Consider the following 16,785-nt stretch of genomic DNA (forward strand, 5'->3'; position numbering starts at 1 on the left):
GCGCCGGCGCCCTGCTGTCCATCGCGTCAGGAAGAGGACCGTCATGTCCGCTGACCTGTCCACCACGACAGGTGCCCGCCGCGCCGCGATGGTGGAGCGCCTGGAGGCCGACGGCGTGCTGACCGATGTCCGGCTGCGCGAGGCGCTGCTGTCGGTGCCGCGGGAGGTGCTGCTTCCCCACGCGTATCTACGGGTGAGCGATCCGGGCGTCGAGCCGATCGAGTGGCACCTGCTCGAGGGCGCACACCCGGACGACCGGGCCGAGTGGCTCGACCTGATCCACAGTGGTGAGTCGGTCCTGCTGCAGCGCGACGGGGAGCCGCTCGACGCGCTCGTACGCGGGCCGGTGACCGGCGGGAACATGACGTCGATGTCGACCTACGGCCAGGCCACCGTCGAAGCTCTCCAGACGCTGCAACTGGGTCCTGGGCAGCGGTACCTGGAACTTGGCCCGGGGCCGGGAGTCTCTCTCGGGCTCGCCGCCGCCGTCACCGGCCCCCGCCTCGCCGTCGGCGTCGAACGGGATGGCCGCATGGCCGCCTTCGCCCAGCGCAACCTCGACCGGATTGGTCTGGGCGCGGCGGTCGTGGAGGGCGATGCTCTCGACGGGCACCCGGCGGGAGGAGTGTTCGACCGGGTCCACTCCGGCATCGGCGTGCCCTGCGTCCCGCCGGCGTGGGTGGCGCAGCTCGCTCCCGGCGGGCGGCTGTTGACGACGCTCACCACCCGCACCCCGAGCTGGCCCGGACAGCTCCTGGCCACCCGTACCGGGGCGGGCGAGATCGAGGCAGTGCTGCGAGGGCGGCCGCGCGGATACCGGCCCATGCTCGGCTACTGGTGGCTCAACGCGGTGAAGGTGCGGCCCCGTATCAAGGACGACCCCGGCGTACCGCGACCGACCCGGCTCGCGTCGCCGCCGGACGACGCGTACGGGTTCTGGCTCGCGGCCGCCTACCTCGCTCCTGGGCTCGTCCGCGACTTCCAGGCCGAGACGATGACGATCGCCGCCCCCGACGAGGACTCCTGGGCGGTCGCCGGGCCCGGCGAGAACACCGTCCGCGTCCACGGGCCCCGGGACGTGTGGGCCGAGCTCGAGGACGTGCACGCCCGCTGGGTCCTGGCCGGACGTCCCGACAGGTACCGGGTGACCGTGCCGGAAGACGGCGGGCCACAGCACGTCGCCTCCGGCGCCGATCTGCGCGCTCTGAAGTGGGTTTTGCCTCCGCTCGCGCCGGTGCCCCACCAACCCGCCGCCCCCTGCCCGACCGAGCACCACACGGAGAAAGCCCTGTGAGCCTGTTCCACGCCACGGCGGACGCCTACGGCCAGCACCGCCCCAGCCTCCCCGACGAAGTTGTCCAGCTGCTTGCCGGCACTGTGCGCGGCATCCGCTGTCCGGCTCTGCTCGACCTGGGCACCGGGACGGGCCAGGTGCCGGCCGCCCTGCTGCCTGTCCTGCCGCAGCTCGCCCGCCTGGACCTGGTGGATGCCGACCGGGACATGCTCCACCAGGCCGATCTCGACCTCCGTCCTCTTCTCGCGGGCCGGGCCGCCGCCTTCCATCCCGTCCGGGCCGAGGAGTTCACCGCGCCCAGGGCCGGATACCGGGCTGATCTGGTCACCTGCGCGCGGGCCTTTCACTGGATGGACCGCCCGGCCGTCCTGGCCATGGTCGACCGTGTCACCTCCCCCGGCGCCACGCTGGCGATCATGGGCGACGGCAGCCTCTGGACCCATCCGGCGCCGTGGGCCGTCGCGCTGCGGGAGCTGATCCAGTCCTACCTCGGCGCCGAGCGCCGCGCCGGAGCCACCGGGGCCTACGCGGAGCCGGGCCGCCGGTACGAAGACGACCTGGCCGAGTCCCCGTTCAGCGAAGTCGAAGAGCACCACTTCCCGCTCCGCCGCGTGTGGACCCCGGACAAGGTGATCGGCTACCTGCGCAGCACCAGCTTTGCCCGCCCCGGCCTCTTCGGCGACCGGCATCCCCGGTTCGAGGCCGAGGCCCGGGCCTTGCTGGAGCAGCAGGCGGCACAGGAGGACGGGCTCGTCGAGGACGGGGTGTTCGACGTCCTGCTCGCCCGCCGGCCGGGAGGTGCCCGGTGAGCGGCGGCGAGCGGCACGCGGTGCCGGTGGACGTGCACTTGATCGCCGTCCGCGAGGGGGAGAAGGGGCCGGAGGTGCTGCTGTCGCGGCGGGCTGGCACCGTCTATGCCGCAGGGAACTGGCATTTCCCCTCCGGTCACGTCGACGGGCCCTTCGAGGACGTCGTCACCGCGCTCGTGCGCGAGACATACGAGGAGACGGGCCTGGTGGTGGAGCCGGACGACGTACGTGCCGCGGTCACCGTCCACCACCGGGCGCCGGCCGGGAGCGCGCGGGTCGGGTTCTTCTTCGAGGTCCGCCGCTGGTCCGGGACGCCGGACGTCAAGGAGCCCAAGGTGTGCGACGCCATGGACTGGTTTGCGTTCGACGCTCTGCCGGAGCCGATGGTCGCCTACTGCCGCGCGGGGTTGGAGGCGTACCGGGCCGGTGTTCCCGTGGCGGTGCACTTCCAGGAGCCGGGCGATCCGATCGGGCACGCCCCGGCTGTCGACCGGCTCGGCCTCGTGCCCGCCCCGGACTGCGGCGAGCCGCGTCCTGGGCGGGAGGTGCGGGAGTTCGTCGAGCGGGCGGGCGGCCGGGTCACCGCCTGGACGGACGTGTCCTGGGCCCGGACCGCCAGCCGGGTGTGGCGCGCGCAGGACTCTTCGGGCGGGGTGTGGTTCGTCAAGATCCACCAGAATGCTCGTTTCCATGGCCGGGAGGTCACGGCCCTGCGCGATTGGGTGCCGGGGCTCGGGGGCGCCGGTCCCCGGTTGGTGGCGGCCGACGTGACGCTGCGGGCGGTCGTCCTGACTGCCGTCGAGGGCCGCCCGCTGCACGGGATGGTGCTGCCGTCGGACGAGGAGCGGCGGGTGTTCCGGGCCATCGGTCAGCTCGCGGCCCGCATCCACGCGAGCCCCCTGCCGGCGGCGGCGCCCGGGACGGCGCCGGTCGTCCCCCACGCGAAGCTGGAGCGGCACCTGGAAGGGGCGCGGCCGCATCTGCGGCCGGGTGACGAGGAGTACGTGCGGTCGGTCGTGAACAGTGCCGTGCGGCTGCCGGCGGTCGAAGCGGTGGTGACCCACGGCGATCTACAGCTCCGCAACCTGCGCCGGGCCGGTGACGGCACCCTGCGGGTCATCGATTTCGAGCGCAGCGAACCCCAGCCCGCCGTGCGGGATCTGGTCCGTCTCCTCGACTGCTTCGACGGCCGGGAAGACCTCTACGAGGCGTTCTTCGACGGGTACGGCCGGCGTCTCACGGAGCCGGAAGGGGCGCGCCTGCTGGTGGAGACGGTCCTGGACGCGGTGTCCGGCATCGCCTTCGGGAGCAAGACCGGCGACCCGGAACTGGTCGAACGGGGGCGCCGCACCCTCTTGCGCTGCCGCGCCGGTGCTGCTGCGCACGCTTCCCACGTGATCGACGGAGGCAACCCGCGATGACGCACAGCACCGACGTACCAGGCACCGGGACAAGGCCCGTTCCGCGGCCGGGCGCTGCGGACGACGCCGCCGAGATCACCCGGCTGCGCTCGCAGCTCGTTCTGAGCGAGCCTCTCGACGAGGAGTGGCTCGGCATCTGCCGCGACCAGCTCGCATCCCGGCTGCAGCCCGGGGGCGATGCCCGCGCCTGCGTTGTCGACGCGCCGGGCGGCGGGCTGGCCGCCTGCGCGCTCGCACTGGTCCACCCCGTCCTGCCGGCCCCGAAGTACCCCAAGGGGCTGGCCGCCCGAATCCACGTCGCGGCCACCGAACCCGCCCACCGGCGGCGCGGCCTCGCCCGGGCGGCCGTGTCCGCGCTGCTGGACGTGCTGGAGCGGGAGGGGGTCACGCTCTACGAGCTGCATGCGAGCAAGGAGGCCGCGCCGCTGTATGAGGAGTTCGGCTTTGCGCGCGATCCGGCCCTCATGCGGATGACGAAGCTCCCGCAGGCCCGGGACGGGGGCGCGCGATGACCGAGAAGAGGCTTGATCCCGAGGAGTACGCGGCGACGCTGCCGAAGGCCGTTGTGTCCGCCAGTGTGTTCTTCACCGACGAACACGACCGGCCCGTGCAGCTCCACAGCGTCTACAGCCCCGAGCACCCCTGGCAGTGGCCTGGTGGAACGACGGAGGCGGGCGAACGGCCGTGGGAGACCGCGGTGCGCGAGACCGCCGAGGAGACCGGGCTGGTGGTGTCCGGGCCGCCGCGGCTGCTAGCGGCGGTGTTCGGCCTGCCCGGGCCCGCGTTCCCGTCGTCGACGGTCACGTTCGTGTTCGACGGCGGGCGGCTCACCGCCGAGCAGCTCGCGAGCATCGTCCTCGCCCCCGAGGAGCACGACGAGCTACAGGCAATGCCACTGGAGCAGTGGCGAGCGCTGATGCCGGTGAAGGACTTCGATCGGCTGACGGCCGTCATGGAGGCCCGCCGGAGCGGGGTGGCGGCCTACGTCGGCGCCTGGGACTGGGACACCGGACCAGACGGTCCTCTCACGCACGCCGAGGAGGCAACACAGGGAGCACGGCAGCACCGGGCCGGGACGGCCGCTCCCTGCCCGCCGCGTACTGGGAGCCGCTCTGGGCAGGCGGCCGCCGCTACCGGCAGGTGTGCACGGCCGAGAAACAACTGATGGCCGAGCATCTCGACCCCGGCAGGGGCCGCCCCGCCCTCGACATCGGCAGCGGCGAGGGCGCCCTGGCCCGCCACCTCCACCACGAGCTCGGGTACCGGACGACCGGCGCCGACTGTTCCCCCAGCGCGGTCAAGCTCGCCGCCGCTCACGACGCCGACCCCGGGCCTGGCTTCGGCACGGGGCCGGCCTGGCAGCGCCTGGACATCACCACCGCCGACCTCACTGCCCTTTCACACCCCGCCTACGGGCTCATCACCTGTCGCCTGGTCTACCGGTGGATCGGCGACAAGCCGGCCTTTCTCGACCGGATCCGGCGCATCCTCGCGCCCGGCGGAGTCTTCTGGGTCGTCACCGAGATCTCCGGCCGCCGCACGACCACCAACCCGGCCCTCCAGAAGCTCGGGATCTCACCCCTAGACATCGAACTGCTGACGACCGGCTGGTCCTGCGTACGGACCGCCGACCTCGACGTCCTGCGCTGCTACGCCCTGCGGCCCTGACCCCGTGACCAGAAGGAAGCATCCGGTGCCAGACATCGAAAACCGCACCCGAGAGATCTTTGTCTCCTACTGCCGCACCCGCTCGGATGCCGGGGCGTTCCGACAGGAGATGGCACCGTGAACGCGCTGGTGAACGATCCCCGCTTCGCCGCCACGACGTTCTTGGTGGTCGATTTCGAAGGCCTCACGCCGGCGGGACGGCCTGCCGAGCCGATCGAGGTCGCGGCGCTGGCACTGCGCCCCGTAGGCGACCGGTTGGTGGAGGTCGGCCGGTTCGAGGACCTGATGCGGCCGCCCGCCGACGTTCCCGTGACCGCGCGGGACGTACAGCTCAAGGGCATCACCCAGCAGATGCTCTCCACGGCACGTCCGGCCGCCGAAGTGCTGTCGCGGCTCGACGCACGTCTGACCGCGCCGCCGTACCGGCTGGTCGCCCACCATGCCTCCACGGAGGCCGGGATCATCGGCCGACAGGCCGAGCACTGTCCCATGCTCGCGGGCACGCCACTGCTGGACACGCTGCGTCTGGCCAAGGCCGTGGTGCCCGGGCTCGGCTCCTACGGGCTGGATGGCCTGCTCGGCTACTACGGCATCCCCAAGCCGGCCGGACGGCACCGGGCCATGCCGGATGTCGAGGTCACCGCCCAGGTGCTGGCCCGGCTCCTGGACGACGGATGCGCCGACGGGCGGTGGAGCACCCTCCTCGAACTGGACGCGGTCGCCGGATTGCAGCCCAGTCGGCGGCCGCACGCAGCCCCGGAAGCGGAGCAACGAGCCCTGTTCTGAACCGGCGCCCCGGCAGGAAAGACGTGATGCGGTCAGCCCCTTCAGGGTCTGATGCGATGCCCGTAGAGCCAGCCGTGACAGCCACCTGCCCGAGACCGTCGGACGACGCGGCACACGCAGCCGCGGCCCCCGATGAGCTGGCGCACCGACTACCGACTCACCGCCGCCGGGCGGCCGCCGATCCCCTGACCTCCCTTCCGCCCACCGCCTCGAGGAGACCTCTTCGCCATGAACCACCCGTCCCTCCCCTCGCTGCTGGCAGTGTTCGCGCACCCTGACGATGAGAGTCTTCTAGCCGGCGGTGTGCTCGCGCAGCACCACGCCGCCGGCGCCCGCACAGCGGTCGTCACCGCCACCTGGGCCCCCGACAGCCGCCGAGCGCCCGAACTCGCGGACGCCCTCGCCGTCCTGGGCGCCGGATCCCCACGCCTGCTCGGCTACAACGACGCCCGCAACCTTGAGGCCGCGCCCGGCCAGCCCCGGCTCGTCGACGCTCCCCTCAACGAGGCCATCGGCCGCCTCGTCGCCCACATCCGGGACTTCCGCCCCGACATCGTCGTCACCCACGACGCGGTCGGCCAGCTGACCGGCCACCCCGACCACGTACGCACCCACCAGATCACCCTGCTCGCCGCCGAAGCCGCCGGCCTCCCACACCTGCATCTCGAAGCGGGCCCCCCGTGGCAGCCGGCCGCACTCTACGCCGCCACGCACCCCGAGTCCGGCGTCGGCCTGCTCCGCCCGCTGCTCGAAGGGGCGGGAAAGGAGGTGCTCGCGGTGCCGGACTCATACGTGACCACCAGCGTCAACGTCGCTCCCTGGACCGCCGCGAAGTGGCGCGCGATCCTCGCGCACCGCGGAGAAATTGCTCGTGAGCGGCCGCTGCCCGGCATCCTCGCCCGCCTCCCCGAAGCAGACCGCGCCCAGATCATCCAGACCGAACACTTCACCCGCCTCACCCCCGGCCCCACGAAGGGCGACCCGACCCGGCTGGCCGCCTGACCCCCGCGGCACCTTCACCGCCCACGAGCAGCCCCCTGCTGATCGGAGAGAGATGATGACGACTCCTGCACTCGACCAACGCCCCAACCGGTCACGGACGTTGCGACTGGCGGTCGCGCAGAGCACGGTGCCGGAAGACCCCACTGACCGAGGAGCACTTCGAGCGGCCGGGCAGGAGATCCGGGCCCTGATGGCGGAGGCAGCCGGGTCGGGTGCGCAACTGGTGCAGTTCCCCGAGGGGGCGATTGTCTATCCGAGCAAGCACGTGATGGCGACTGGCGCGGACGGCGAGCTGGTCCCGGCCGACTGGCGCCGTGCCGCCTGGGACGTCATGCGGGAGGAGGCCGAGTCGATCGCTGCGCTGGCTGGAGAACTACGGCTGTGGACGGCGTTCGGTTCGCTTCACCCGCTCACGCCGCCGAACAGGCCCCACAACAGCCTCTTCATCGTCTCCGACCGTGGCGAGCTGGTCGCCAGGTACGACAAGCGGTTCCTGTCGCATACCGAGGTCTCCTACCTGTACACCCCGGGCCGCGAGCCGTTGGTCGTCGAGGTGGGCGGCTTCCGGATTGGCTGCGCGCTGTGCGTGGAGGCCAACTTCCCGCCGCTCTTCGACGAGTACGAGCGCTTGGGCGTCGACTGCATTCTGCTCTCCGTGATGGTCGACGACGCTCCAAGGGCGCGCGTCGCCCAGGCCTACGGGACGCTGTACTGCTACTGGGTGGGCTACGCCGTGCCGGCCCAGTTCAGTGCCACGGTGCCGTCCGGGATCGTGGCGCCCGGCGGCCGGTGGCTGGCGCAGTGCCCCGCCGACGGGCAGCCCGCTCTGGCGGTCGCGGACATCGACCTCGACTCGGCCGACCCGGACATTGACGTGGCCCTTCGGTACGCCCGGCCATGGCGCCGCCGGGCGCAGGACGGGCTTTACAAGGACCGGCTGGTGGCAGGGGACCCGCGCAGCGACATTCGCACAGCCTTCTGAGGACGGCCCAGTGCCTCCTCCTCAGGCGAGAACGCCGCTGCGTTCGGCGAGACCGCGCAGTTCCGTTGATGTAGGGCCGGAAACCAGCAGGCTGGAGATCAATGACCTCGTCGCGGGACGGGCGTGGGTCTCCTGCGGAGCACACCGCTCGGCGGCGAGCTTGTGGACGAGGACGAGCTCAGCCAGATCACGGACGGTTTCGAGGAGGCCGCGAGGTTCGACGCGCAGGGCCTGGCGGTACTGGTTCTGCGAGGGCCGGGCGGGTCGTTCACCGCGGTGGAAAAGGGCCGGCCGGACCCGCAAGCGGTCATGGGCGCTGCGGTCGTGGTCACAAACGCCTCCGGCCATGTCCTTCTGGGCGCCGGGGACGTCCTGCGCGCGGAGCGGTTCACGCACTGCGGGTTCATCCGCGCTAAGGGCGAGCACGCACGTGCCGTCCCGGTCGTCGATTTTCTCGGCGGTGAGCTGCAGCTCCGGTTCGAGGACGGCGACCCCGCCCCCACGGAGGGGTTGGAGGAGGCGCTGTGCGGGCCGCGTCATGAGGTCGCCACCGGGGTGAGGATGGGCAGCGGGTTCTACTTCGGCTCGCTTCAGCTCTACGCGGCTACGACGGTGCCCGGTTTCTGCCGCCTGTTCGCCCGCCGGGAGAAGGGCACTGGTGTCACCGTGATCGCGAAGGACTGTGACGCCCCGGCGGTCCTCCGTGACGCCTCACTGGCCTGCCTCGTCCATGTCCAGACCCGGCACGGCGACAGCCCGGCCGACAGGGAATGGGAGTGGGTGGTTCACGGCTTCGGAGATCAGGGGCCGCAGCTCGCCGAGCAGTTGACAGCCACGGTACGAGCCTGGGACCGCGACGTACGTGACGGCGACGACCCAGGCCTGACCATCCATCCGGCCGGCACCCCGATCCTCTGCTGCCCACCGGGGACGTGGTGGACAGATCGTTCTCGCGCATGGTGTTCCGGTGGCCGGGCCGTGACGTGTTCCTCCAGGACGCCGTTGAGCACGGTAAGACACCCGCCGCAGCCGTGGAGGGTACGTGATCAGCTACCACGAGGCCGCCGCCTGGCTTCACGCGCACGGGCACGTCATCGACTCCACCAAGTGCACCAACAACTGACCCAGCACCCGTCCCCCGTGAAAGCCGACCATCACCATGCCCAGCACCGTCATCGCCCGGCCTGTACGGCTGGGAACCCGGCCCAGCCCCATGGCCATGGAGCAGACCGGCCGGTTCGCCGCCCTCTTCCGCGACCGCTACCCCAAGACCGCTCTGGATATCGTCACGATCACGTCCGAGGGTGACCGGCACCGCGGCCCGCTCTCCCAGATCGGCGGGAAGGGGGCCTTCACCCGGTCTGCCGACGCCCGCCTTCTCGACGGCCGGATCGAGGCAGCCATCGCCTGCGCCAAGGACGTGCCCGGCCCGCACGACCGGGCCCCTGGCATCACGGTCGGTGCGGTCCTGCACCGCGAGGACGCCCGCGACGTCCTCGTGCTCCCCGCCGGGCACCCGCCGGCCACACTCGCCGACCTGCCGCCCGGCACCCGGGTCGGCACCAGTGCACCCCGGCGGGCAGCCCTCCTGCGCGCGCTCCACCCCGAGCTGGTGCCGGTTCCGATCAGAGGCAACGCGGACACAAGGCTGGCCGGCCTCGATACCGGAACGCTCGGCGTAGATGTCATGATCGCCGCGCTGGCCGGGCTGCGCCGTCTGGGTCTGGCTGGGCGGGTCTCCCAGATCCTTGATCCGGCCCAGTGGCTGCCTGCGTCGGGTGCGGGCATCGTCGTCATCGAGCACCGCGCCGACGACCCGGTCACCGGGCACCTGCTGGGCCCGCTCTCCCACGGCCCGACCCGCATGCTGCTGGACGCCGAGCGCGCCGCCCTCGCCACCCTGCGCGGCGGGTGCCTGACCGCGGCATCCGTCCACGCCGTCCACGACCCGGCGGCCGAGACGGTGACGGTGCACGCCGTGGTCCTTGACCCGGCCGGTGGCACCCCAATCCGCGCGACCGCCTCCGGCCCCGCCACCGAAGCGACCCTCACCGGGCAACACGCGGGACACGAACTCCTCGATGCCGGCGCGGCCTCGCTCCTGGACAACCCGTCATGAAGGAGCACACAGCCCCGTGGGAACGCCCGGCGGTGCTCGCCGGGCCAGGGAAACAGCCAAGAGTCAGGACGGATGCGCCGGGCTCACACACGCCGCAGCGAACTCAAAGAGGGTGATTCCTGGTCCACGAGCCCTCGGGGGTGCGGCGCACCAGCGCTGAGACCCTCCTCGGCAACCGCGTACGAAGCCGCTCTCCGCACCCGTCCCGCTGCCCAGCCCCTGACAGCCCCATCACATCCGGAGCGAATTCCCTGTGCCGCAGCGCCCGCACTTCCCTGTCGTCCAAGTAGTTCTGCTGACGATGAATGACAGGCCTGAACAGGAACGCGCCGCGCAGGCCACGCTGATGTCCCAGCAAGGCGTCGATCTGCGGATCTGCGTTGTCGGCAACGGCTGTGTCCCCGACATCGTCCCTGCCGGCGCCCTCACTGTGGCCCTGGAGACCAACATCGGAATTCCCGGCGGCCGCAACGCCGGAGCCCAAGCCCTCGCCGAGGCGAGCCGGCCGGACCAGGCCAGTTACCTGTTCTTCCTGGACAACGACGCCGTCCTGCCCACGGACGATGCGCTCGCCCGCCTGATCGCCGAGGCGTACCAGCATCCTGAAGCCGCCTACGTCCAGCCGCGGTTGACCGGGCCCGACGATGTGACCACACCACGCCGCTGGGTGCCCCGACTGCGCGCCGGTGAACCGGGCAGACCCGGAACCATCACCACGATGACCGAGGGCGTCGTCCTCGTCCGCCGGAACGTCTTCGACGCCCTCGGCGGGTGGGGAGCCAGCCTATTTTTGTACCACGAGGGGCTCGACCTGGCGTGTCGATGCTGGGCGGCGGGCTGGACCGGCTGGTACGCAGCCGACCTTCGGATGCACCACCCGGTGACCAGCCCGACCCGCCATGCGCCGTTCCACCGGCTCGCCGCCCGCAACAGGATCACCGTCGCCTACCGCAACCTGCCCCGCTCCCTCATCCCCCTCTACCTGGGGAACTGGGCCGTCATCACCCTGGCCCGCTTACTGCGCCACGGCGGAACCCACGAATCGGTCCGCGGTATGCGGGAAGGATGGGCACTCCGGCACGCGCAAACCCGCCGCCCCATGAGCTGGCAGACGGTCTGGCGGCTGACGGCCGCCGGCCGGCCGCCCATCATCTGAACCCCCGCCGTGGTTCCAGCCACATCCTCAAAGACCAATGCCATGCTCCACCAACGCAACAGACGGGAGCGAAGAAATGAATTCCCCCACGCACGGTGACACAGCCGCAGTGCCCGAGCAGCCGAAGATGTCCCAGGAGGAGTACGCCCGGTCACGACACGCCGTCTGGATGGGCACAGCCGCACTCCTGACCGACAAGCTGGGACGTGTCCTGCTGGTGAAACCGACATACCGCAGGCAGTGGCTGCTGCCCGGCGGCGGTGCCGAGCCGGGAGAAGGCCCCGGGCAGGCCTTCCGTCGCGAAGTACACGAAGAGATCGGACTGTTGAGGACGCCCGGGCGGGTGCTGGCCGTGAACTGGGTCGCCCCGGGACATCCGGACATCGCTGCGGACCTGCCGTTCCCGGGCGAAGTGCGCTACGCGCTCGACGGCGGAACGCTGACCGAGCAGGACATCGCGGCCCTCCGCCTGCCCGCAGACGAACTCCACGGATACGAGCTCCTCGACTCCCGGGCAGCAGCCGAGCGGATGATCCCCGTGGACGCACAACTCATGCTCGCCGCGCTACGCGCCCGCCTGTCCGGCACGACCGCCCACCTAGACTGCGGCCAGCACGTCGGGGAAGTGCCACCGCTGGACCTGTATCAGGTACACGCACGGCCCCGGAAGGGACGCGACTGGCCGTGGCACCCTGACCGAGTACCCGACCGGCTTCCAGTCCCCCAGGCCTGGGGCTGGCTCTTCGCACCCGACGGCCGCGTTGTCCTGGTGATCGACCCCGCTGATCCGCTGGCCATGCTGCCCGGCGGCACGGTCGAAGCCACAGACTCCTCCCCGGAAGCCGCCCTGGTACGCGAGGCCGCCGAAGAAGCACAACTGACCCTTTCCCTGGGAAGGATCGAGCGACTGGGATGGGTCTACGACGCGACCGGAGACGTCTACGGCGGCATCGGCGAGTGCGCTCGACTGCGACTGGCAGCACCGATCACAGCAGTCGGCCCGTCCGCGACCGACCCCGCCAGCGGCCGCCGGTACGCCCGGCTCCTGGCCACCCCAGAGCAGGCCGCCACGCTTCTCGGCTGGGGCGACCAGGGCTACCAACAGGCGACCCAAGCCGCCCGCCTGGCCCACGAACACTGGGGCATCTCGCCCGCAGCACCGTCCCCCATCACGGAAATCCCCGCCGAGGGAATCGGATGATGGTGAACAGCACCACGCTCGTCCGGTGGAGCACCAGGTTGCCCACGCGAGAACACTCAATGCAGTCAGCTGACCAGACTGGCCTGCGGCCACGGTTGGCGCCCGGCGACCCCGACCACCGAAAGAGGTTGTGCCCGCCGTGACGTCGTTTCTCTGTCTCTCCCACGCCGCGCAACTCGATCTGCTCGAATCGCTGTGCCGGGCCGCGCTGAGCGAGCACTACGGACTCGACGGCGACGTCGTACGGATGGAAGTCCAGCGGTACGAGGACAATGCCGTCTGGCGTGTCTCCCCGCCGGGCCGCACTTCCTACGTCGCCCGTCTGTCCGTACGCGACGGCCGGACCGCCCGCCAGCAGCGCAGCGAGATGCAATGGCTGGAAAGCCTGGCTGTCTCCCGCACGGTCGCCGTCCCCGAGCCCGTCACCACCGCTGACGGCCGTTATGTGGTCCCCGTCGAAGTCCCCGGCCATGACGAACCGTCCACCCTCGCTCTCCTTCACTGGCTTCCTGGCACGGCAGAGCCTTCCTACCGTCAGCCCGGCATGGCGCAGGAGATGGGCTGCGCGACTGCCCGTGTGCACCAGCACGCCGCGACGGTTCCGCTGCTGGATTTCGATCGGCCGGTCTGGGACGCGGAGACAATCCTGTTCAAGGGGCATGCCCTCACCGATCCCACCGCGCAGAAGCAGTTGGGCACCAGCGGCACCGATGCGCTCCGCAGGGTCGCCGAGTTGATCACACCGGCCCTCCAAGAAGGCGGCCAGGACGAACGCGGGCGTATCCATGGCGACCTTCACCTCGAGAATCTGCTCGCGTTGCCTGGCGGCGGCGTCGGCGTCATCGACTTCGATGACTGCGGCGTGGGTCATTTCCTGATCGATATCGCCACCGCGCTCTCCTCCGTCCACCGGATCGCGCGGAAAGAACCGGGCGCTTACGAGGAGTTCGTGCGCGCCTTCCTGGCCGGCTACGCCGAGGTGCGGCCCCTGCCGACTGGCCTCGTCCGGCTCCTGGAGCCCTACCTGCTGCTGCGCGATGCCTTCATCCTCAACTTCGTCACCGCCACGGCACCGGTCAATGCCGTCGTCGCCTCATGGGGACCGGGACGCATCGCCGGCATCGTGGCGAGCATGCAGGCGTACGTGGAGGGGCACCCCTACCCGGGCATCCTTACCTAGGAGCGGTAATGAGCTAACTCAGGTCGGAAGCGCCCATTTGACCATGGTCGGCCGCTCGGACGCGCGTTCGAGCGGATCGTGGACGCCACGGTCAGGTGCACCCGTACGCCTTCATCGCCTTCCACAGCGGCTTCCGCCTCGGCCCTCCCGCTCCCGCTCCCGCCAACCGAGGCCCCTGGGAGCCGCTGCGGTCATGCTCACCATCGGCGGATCAAAGCGTGCTGGCCCTTGATTGGCAGGCCTTCAGCATCTCCGCGTAGGGCGCCTGGGGGCACTGCGTCTGCAGAACCACTTGGTGTGCGGCTTGGTGCACGAGCATCGGCAGTCCTCCGACGACGCGCCGCCCGGCTGCTTTCGCCGCGTACGCAAAGGGGGTTGGCCATGGCTGGTAGACGACGTCCAGGAGGGTACCGGCGGCGGGTGTCCAGAGCGATGCGAGACCGTCGGTAGCTCCGGGTGGCAGTGCAGAAACGACCAGATCGGCGGTCAGGTACGTCCCGACCGCTGTCCAGGGTTCGACTCTGATCGTGATGCCGATCCGTTCGGCTGTGGTCTCGAGTGTTGGGCGGGCTCGGCCGACGTCGCGGGCGATGACTCTGGCTTGATCGCAGCCCAGTTCCCGGGCGGCGGCCAGTGCTGTGCAGGCGGTCGCCCCGGCGCCGAGGACTGTGGCGTCGGCTGCTGTGGTCACGCCCGCTTCGCGGAGCGCCTGCGTCATGCCGTACAGGTCGGTGTTCTCCCCGATGAGCTGGCCGTCCGCGACGACGATGGTGTTCGCCGCGCCGATTCGTAGGACGGTGTCCGTCACTCGGTCGAGGAGCGGAACGGCGATGCGTTTGAGCGGCATGGTCAGGGACAGTCCGGCCCACGTTCCGTCGAGGGAGGCGAGGAAGGAGGCCAGCCGGTCGGGGGTGCAGTCGATTGCACGGTAGGTCCAGTCCAGGCCGAGGGCCTGGTACGCGGCGCGGTGCAGGGCCGGAGAGAGTGCCTGTCCGATGGGTGATCCGAGGACGGCGAGCTGCTTCATCGCGCTCTCCTGCATGGGTGTTCGTGGCCGGGGAATGCGGGCGCCTGTTCGGCGGTCGGTGAGCAATCCCACCCTGGGGTCGTGGCCGCCGGGCTGGTGGCTCAGGACTTTCCGGCCAGCGCCCTGCTACCCGCGTTCGGAGTTGCCGGCGGCCGCCGGTCGAGTAGCCGCAGCGGTATGCCGTGGGCGCTCTTCGGCGGCCAGGCGTGCCGATGGCGTCGCTGCGGGCCGGTGATCAGGATGGGCAGTTCATGAGCGGGGGGCGTGGTGGAGCATCGTGGCGACTCCTGCGTCATTGTGCTCGATCGCGATGCCGCGCAGGACTGCTACGGGGGCCCCGCGGCCTCGCTGGCCGAGGATGATCCCGGCAGCGGCGGCGATCATGTCGGTGAGGGTCTCCTCCTGCCGTTTGTCGCCGTGTTCGGTGATCCGCAGGGGTGCCACCCCGGCGGCGCCGATGGAGATGCAGGTCGCCCCGCGTCGGTCGGCTCGGCCGTCGGAGTCGGCGATGACGACCGCCACGTCCGCGCCGGTGGAGGTGATCAGGGCGTCGCGCAGGGCGCGGGCGGAGGCGTCCGGGTCCACCGGCAGCAGCCATGCGCCGTCTGCCCCGGCGCGGTCGATCCCGGCCGAGGTCAGCTGGTAGCCGAGGGTGTGCCGGGCGATGATCGGGCCGCGTTCGGTGGCCAGGAAGTGCTCGGTGGAGTTGTCCAGGATGAGCTGGACAACCGAGGCGGGCTTGCCCGTCCTGGCAGACAGTTCCTCGGCCTGGGGTGAGGGGTGATGGTAGCCAGGTCGACGTAGCGCTGCTCCGCGATGGACACGACCTTGCTGGCTACCACCACGATGTCCCCGTCGCAAAGAACGGTGCTGGTGTTCATGAGGACGTCGGTGATGGCGACGGCGAGATCGTTGCCGGGCTGGAGCGTGGGGAAGGGCTCCAGGGCGAAGGCGGAGAAGCCGGAGGTGGAGGGGGCGGTCATCACGAAGCTCCTGCTGCTGGGATGAGAACGGTGTGCAGGCGGGCGTGGGCGGCGGCGAGGTTCTGGGCCCGCTGCCGTGGGGTGGCGTGCTGCCCGCTGGCAAGCCAGTCGCGGACACGGTGCAGATAGTGCGGCCACAGCTGGTGGGCTGCATCAACGGCCGGCGTACCGGAGTTGACGGCACGCCAGGCGTCTGCGACGGGCAGTGGCCAGGGCCCGTCATCATATCCGTCCGGGAGCGGGGCGAGGCCCTCCAGCGTGGTCAGCATGGCCCGAAGGCTGCCGGACGCGAGCGCACGGTGGGCGGCCCGGTAGATGGCCGGTTCGTTGACAGACTCCTTGCTGATGAGGTCGGCGGCGGCCTGCGGATCGGGCGCGTACAGATAGGTGTAGGGGTGCTGTTCGAGCCGGGCGATCAGGTGGGTCCGCCAGCGGGCGAGCGGGAGGTCGTCCAGCGGCCACACCGTTCCGTACGGCGCCCCGGTGGGGCCGGTCAGCGGGGTGGGCAGTCCGCTGATGTAACGGGCGAGGGCCCTCGTGGAGACGGAGTTGCTCGTTCACGGAGAACGGGGCGGCCGCCACCAGGACGGGGCGTGGAACGGCAGGGTGGACGGTGAGGCGGATGACCGCGGCCAGGGGAACGGGGACGCGGAGGAAGGGGGTGAGGTCGACGACGGGCACCGGCGGTCTGCTCGCGGCCAAGGTGGCGCTGAAGCACATCAGCGTGGCCACCACCGAGGGATATGCCGCGCGTCCCGGTGGCTCCCAGCGCATCTTCCACGCGGAGGTCGAGGCAGCGGAGGAAGAGGAGCACCTGGGGCTGACTGTCCAGGCATTCCGCGACGCTCAGGCCGGGATCATGCCCGCCGGGCCCGGAGCCCGTGGCCTCATCGACGCCTTCACGCACATCGATGCGGAGCTCACGGACGCCGCCCGCACCGATCCGAAAATCCTTCACGACGATCGGCACCTGGAGAACCTGCTGCGCAAGCTCGCCAGGACCCTCCACGTCGGGCCGGCGAACTTCTGCTGGTTTAGGGACAATACCGTTCAGTTAAGTGCTTCTGGGGTATCTTGGGGGGATGCCGCGTTCTGGTTGGGTGAAGCCGTCGTCTGATGTCCGGTTGTCGGATTTGGTGTCTGTGGGGTTGCTGACG

At 71.0% G+C, this 16,785-nt stretch carries 17 protein-coding genes and 1 pseudogene; 14 read left to right on the forward strand and 4 right to left on the reverse strand.

Features of this window, described 5'->3' with window-relative positions; translation table 11 throughout:
- The first annotated feature begins 43 nt into the window (after positions 1-43).
- The 9 genes from ACF08M_RS32275 to ACF08M_RS32315 all read left to right on the forward strand — a co-directional run bounded on the left by ACF08M_RS32275 (position 44) and on the right by ACF08M_RS32315 (position 7,962).
- Positions 44-1,294 carry a protein-L-isoaspartate O-methyltransferase gene (locus ACF08M_RS32275; protein ID WP_392188809.1) on the forward strand — a complete coding sequence of 417 codons (1,251 nt, stop codon included), beginning with the start codon at positions 44-46 and terminating at the stop codon, positions 1,292-1,294.
- Positions 1,291-2,103, forward strand: a complete 813-nt coding sequence (locus ACF08M_RS32280) for a class I SAM-dependent methyltransferase (protein WP_391788753.1) — start codon at positions 1,291-1,293, stop codon at positions 2,101-2,103. The genes ACF08M_RS32275 and ACF08M_RS32280 overlap by 4 nt, the downstream gene beginning before the upstream one ends.
- Positions 2,100-3,524, forward strand: coding sequence for a phosphotransferase (locus ACF08M_RS32285; protein WP_392188810.1), 1,425 nt, complete (start codon positions 2,100-2,102; stop codon positions 3,522-3,524). The genes ACF08M_RS32280 and ACF08M_RS32285 overlap by 4 nt, the downstream gene beginning before the upstream one ends.
- Complete coding sequence (locus ACF08M_RS32290; RefSeq protein WP_392188811.1) at positions 3,521-4,036, forward strand: GNAT family N-acetyltransferase; 516 nt, start codon at positions 3,521-3,523, stop codon at positions 4,034-4,036. The genes ACF08M_RS32285 and ACF08M_RS32290 overlap by 4 nt, the downstream gene beginning before the upstream one ends.
- On the forward strand, positions 4,033-4,689 hold the full coding sequence (locus tag ACF08M_RS32295) for an NUDIX domain-containing protein (protein ID WP_392188812.1): 657 nt from the start codon (positions 4,033-4,035) through the stop codon (positions 4,687-4,689). Before ACF08M_RS32290 ends, ACF08M_RS32295 begins: the two co-directional genes overlap by 4 nt.
- Positions 4,689-5,192 carry a class I SAM-dependent methyltransferase gene (locus ACF08M_RS32300; protein WP_392188813.1) on the forward strand — a complete coding sequence of 168 codons (504 nt, stop codon included), beginning with the start codon at positions 4,689-4,691 and terminating at the stop codon, positions 5,190-5,192. The genes ACF08M_RS32295 and ACF08M_RS32300 overlap by 1 nt, the downstream gene beginning before the upstream one ends.
- 117 nt (positions 5,193-5,309) lie before the next feature.
- A complete protein-coding gene (locus tag ACF08M_RS32305; RefSeq protein ID WP_391788928.1) occupies positions 5,310-5,978 on the forward strand; it encodes a PolC-type DNA polymerase III in 669 nt (222 codons plus the stop codon).
- Between the two features lie 228 nt (positions 5,979-6,206).
- Positions 6,207-6,980, forward strand: coding sequence for a PIG-L deacetylase family protein (locus tag ACF08M_RS32310; protein WP_392188814.1), 774 nt, complete (start codon positions 6,207-6,209; stop codon positions 6,978-6,980).
- A 55-nt stretch (positions 6,981-7,035) separates the two neighbouring features.
- On the forward strand, positions 7,036-7,962 hold the full coding sequence (locus tag ACF08M_RS32315; RefSeq protein ID WP_392188815.1) for a carbon-nitrogen hydrolase family protein: 927 nt from the start codon (positions 7,036-7,038) through the stop codon (positions 7,960-7,962).
- 21 nt (positions 7,963-7,983) lie between these two features.
- On the opposite strand, the gene ACF08M_RS32320 is transcribed toward ACF08M_RS32315, so the two are convergent.
- Positions 7,984-8,502 (reverse strand): hypothetical protein, encoded by a 519-nt coding sequence (locus ACF08M_RS32320; RefSeq protein ID WP_392188816.1) that lies wholly within the window; start codon positions 8,500-8,502, stop codon positions 7,984-7,986.
- 619 nt (positions 8,503-9,121) lie between these two features.
- Here ACF08M_RS32320 and hemC point away from each other — a divergent pair.
- The 4 genes from hemC (at position 9,122) to ACF08M_RS32340 (ending at position 13,618) form a co-directional block, all read left to right on the forward strand.
- Positions 9,122-10,081, forward strand: coding sequence for a hydroxymethylbilane synthase (gene hemC, locus ACF08M_RS32325; protein ID WP_392188817.1), 960 nt, complete (start codon positions 9,122-9,124; stop codon positions 10,079-10,081).
- A 301-nt stretch (positions 10,082-10,382) separates the two neighbouring features.
- Entirely contained in the window at positions 10,383-11,237 is an 855-nt protein-coding gene (locus tag ACF08M_RS32330) for a glycosyltransferase family 2 protein (RefSeq protein ID WP_392188818.1), read from the forward strand.
- Positions 11,238-11,313: 76 nt separating this feature from the next.
- The gene (locus tag ACF08M_RS32335) at positions 11,314-12,438 is read left to right on the forward strand and encodes an NUDIX domain-containing protein (protein WP_392188819.1); all 1,125 of its coding nucleotides are present in this window, start codon (positions 11,314-11,316) and stop codon (positions 12,436-12,438) included.
- Positions 12,439-12,577: 139 nt separating this feature from the next.
- A complete protein-coding gene (locus ACF08M_RS32340; RefSeq protein ID WP_392188820.1) occupies positions 12,578-13,618 on the forward strand; it encodes a phosphotransferase enzyme family protein in 1,041 nt (346 codons plus the stop codon).
- A gap of 211 nt (positions 13,619-13,829) precedes the next feature.
- On the opposite strand, the gene ACF08M_RS32345 is transcribed toward ACF08M_RS32340, so the two are convergent.
- From ACF08M_RS32345 to ACF08M_RS32355, 3 genes and pseudogenes are all read right to left on the reverse strand, one after another.
- Complete coding sequence (locus tag ACF08M_RS32345; RefSeq protein WP_392188821.1) at positions 13,830-14,645, reverse strand: shikimate dehydrogenase; 816 nt, start codon at positions 14,643-14,645, stop codon at positions 13,830-13,832.
- A gap of 249 nt (positions 14,646-14,894) precedes the next feature.
- A pseudogene (locus tag ACF08M_RS32350) lies at positions 14,895-15,526 on the reverse strand (coenzyme F420-0:L-glutamate ligase).
- A gap of 101 nt (positions 15,527-15,627) precedes the next feature.
- Positions 15,628-16,092, reverse strand: a complete 465-nt coding sequence (locus tag ACF08M_RS32355) for a hypothetical protein (RefSeq protein ID WP_392188822.1) — start codon at positions 16,090-16,092, stop codon at positions 15,628-15,630.
- Positions 16,093-16,289: 197 nt separating this feature from the next.
- On the opposite strand from ACF08M_RS32355, the gene ACF08M_RS32360 reads away from it, so the two are divergent.
- On the forward strand, positions 16,290-16,745 hold the full coding sequence (locus ACF08M_RS32360) for a hypothetical protein (RefSeq protein ID WP_392188823.1): 456 nt from the start codon (positions 16,290-16,292) through the stop codon (positions 16,743-16,745).
- Positions 16,746-16,785: the final 40 nt, after the last annotated feature.

The sequence above is a fragment of the Streptomyces sp. NPDC015032 genome (genome assembly GCF_043080425.1).
GTDB lineage: Bacteria > Actinomycetota > Actinomycetes > Streptomycetales > Streptomycetaceae > Streptomyces.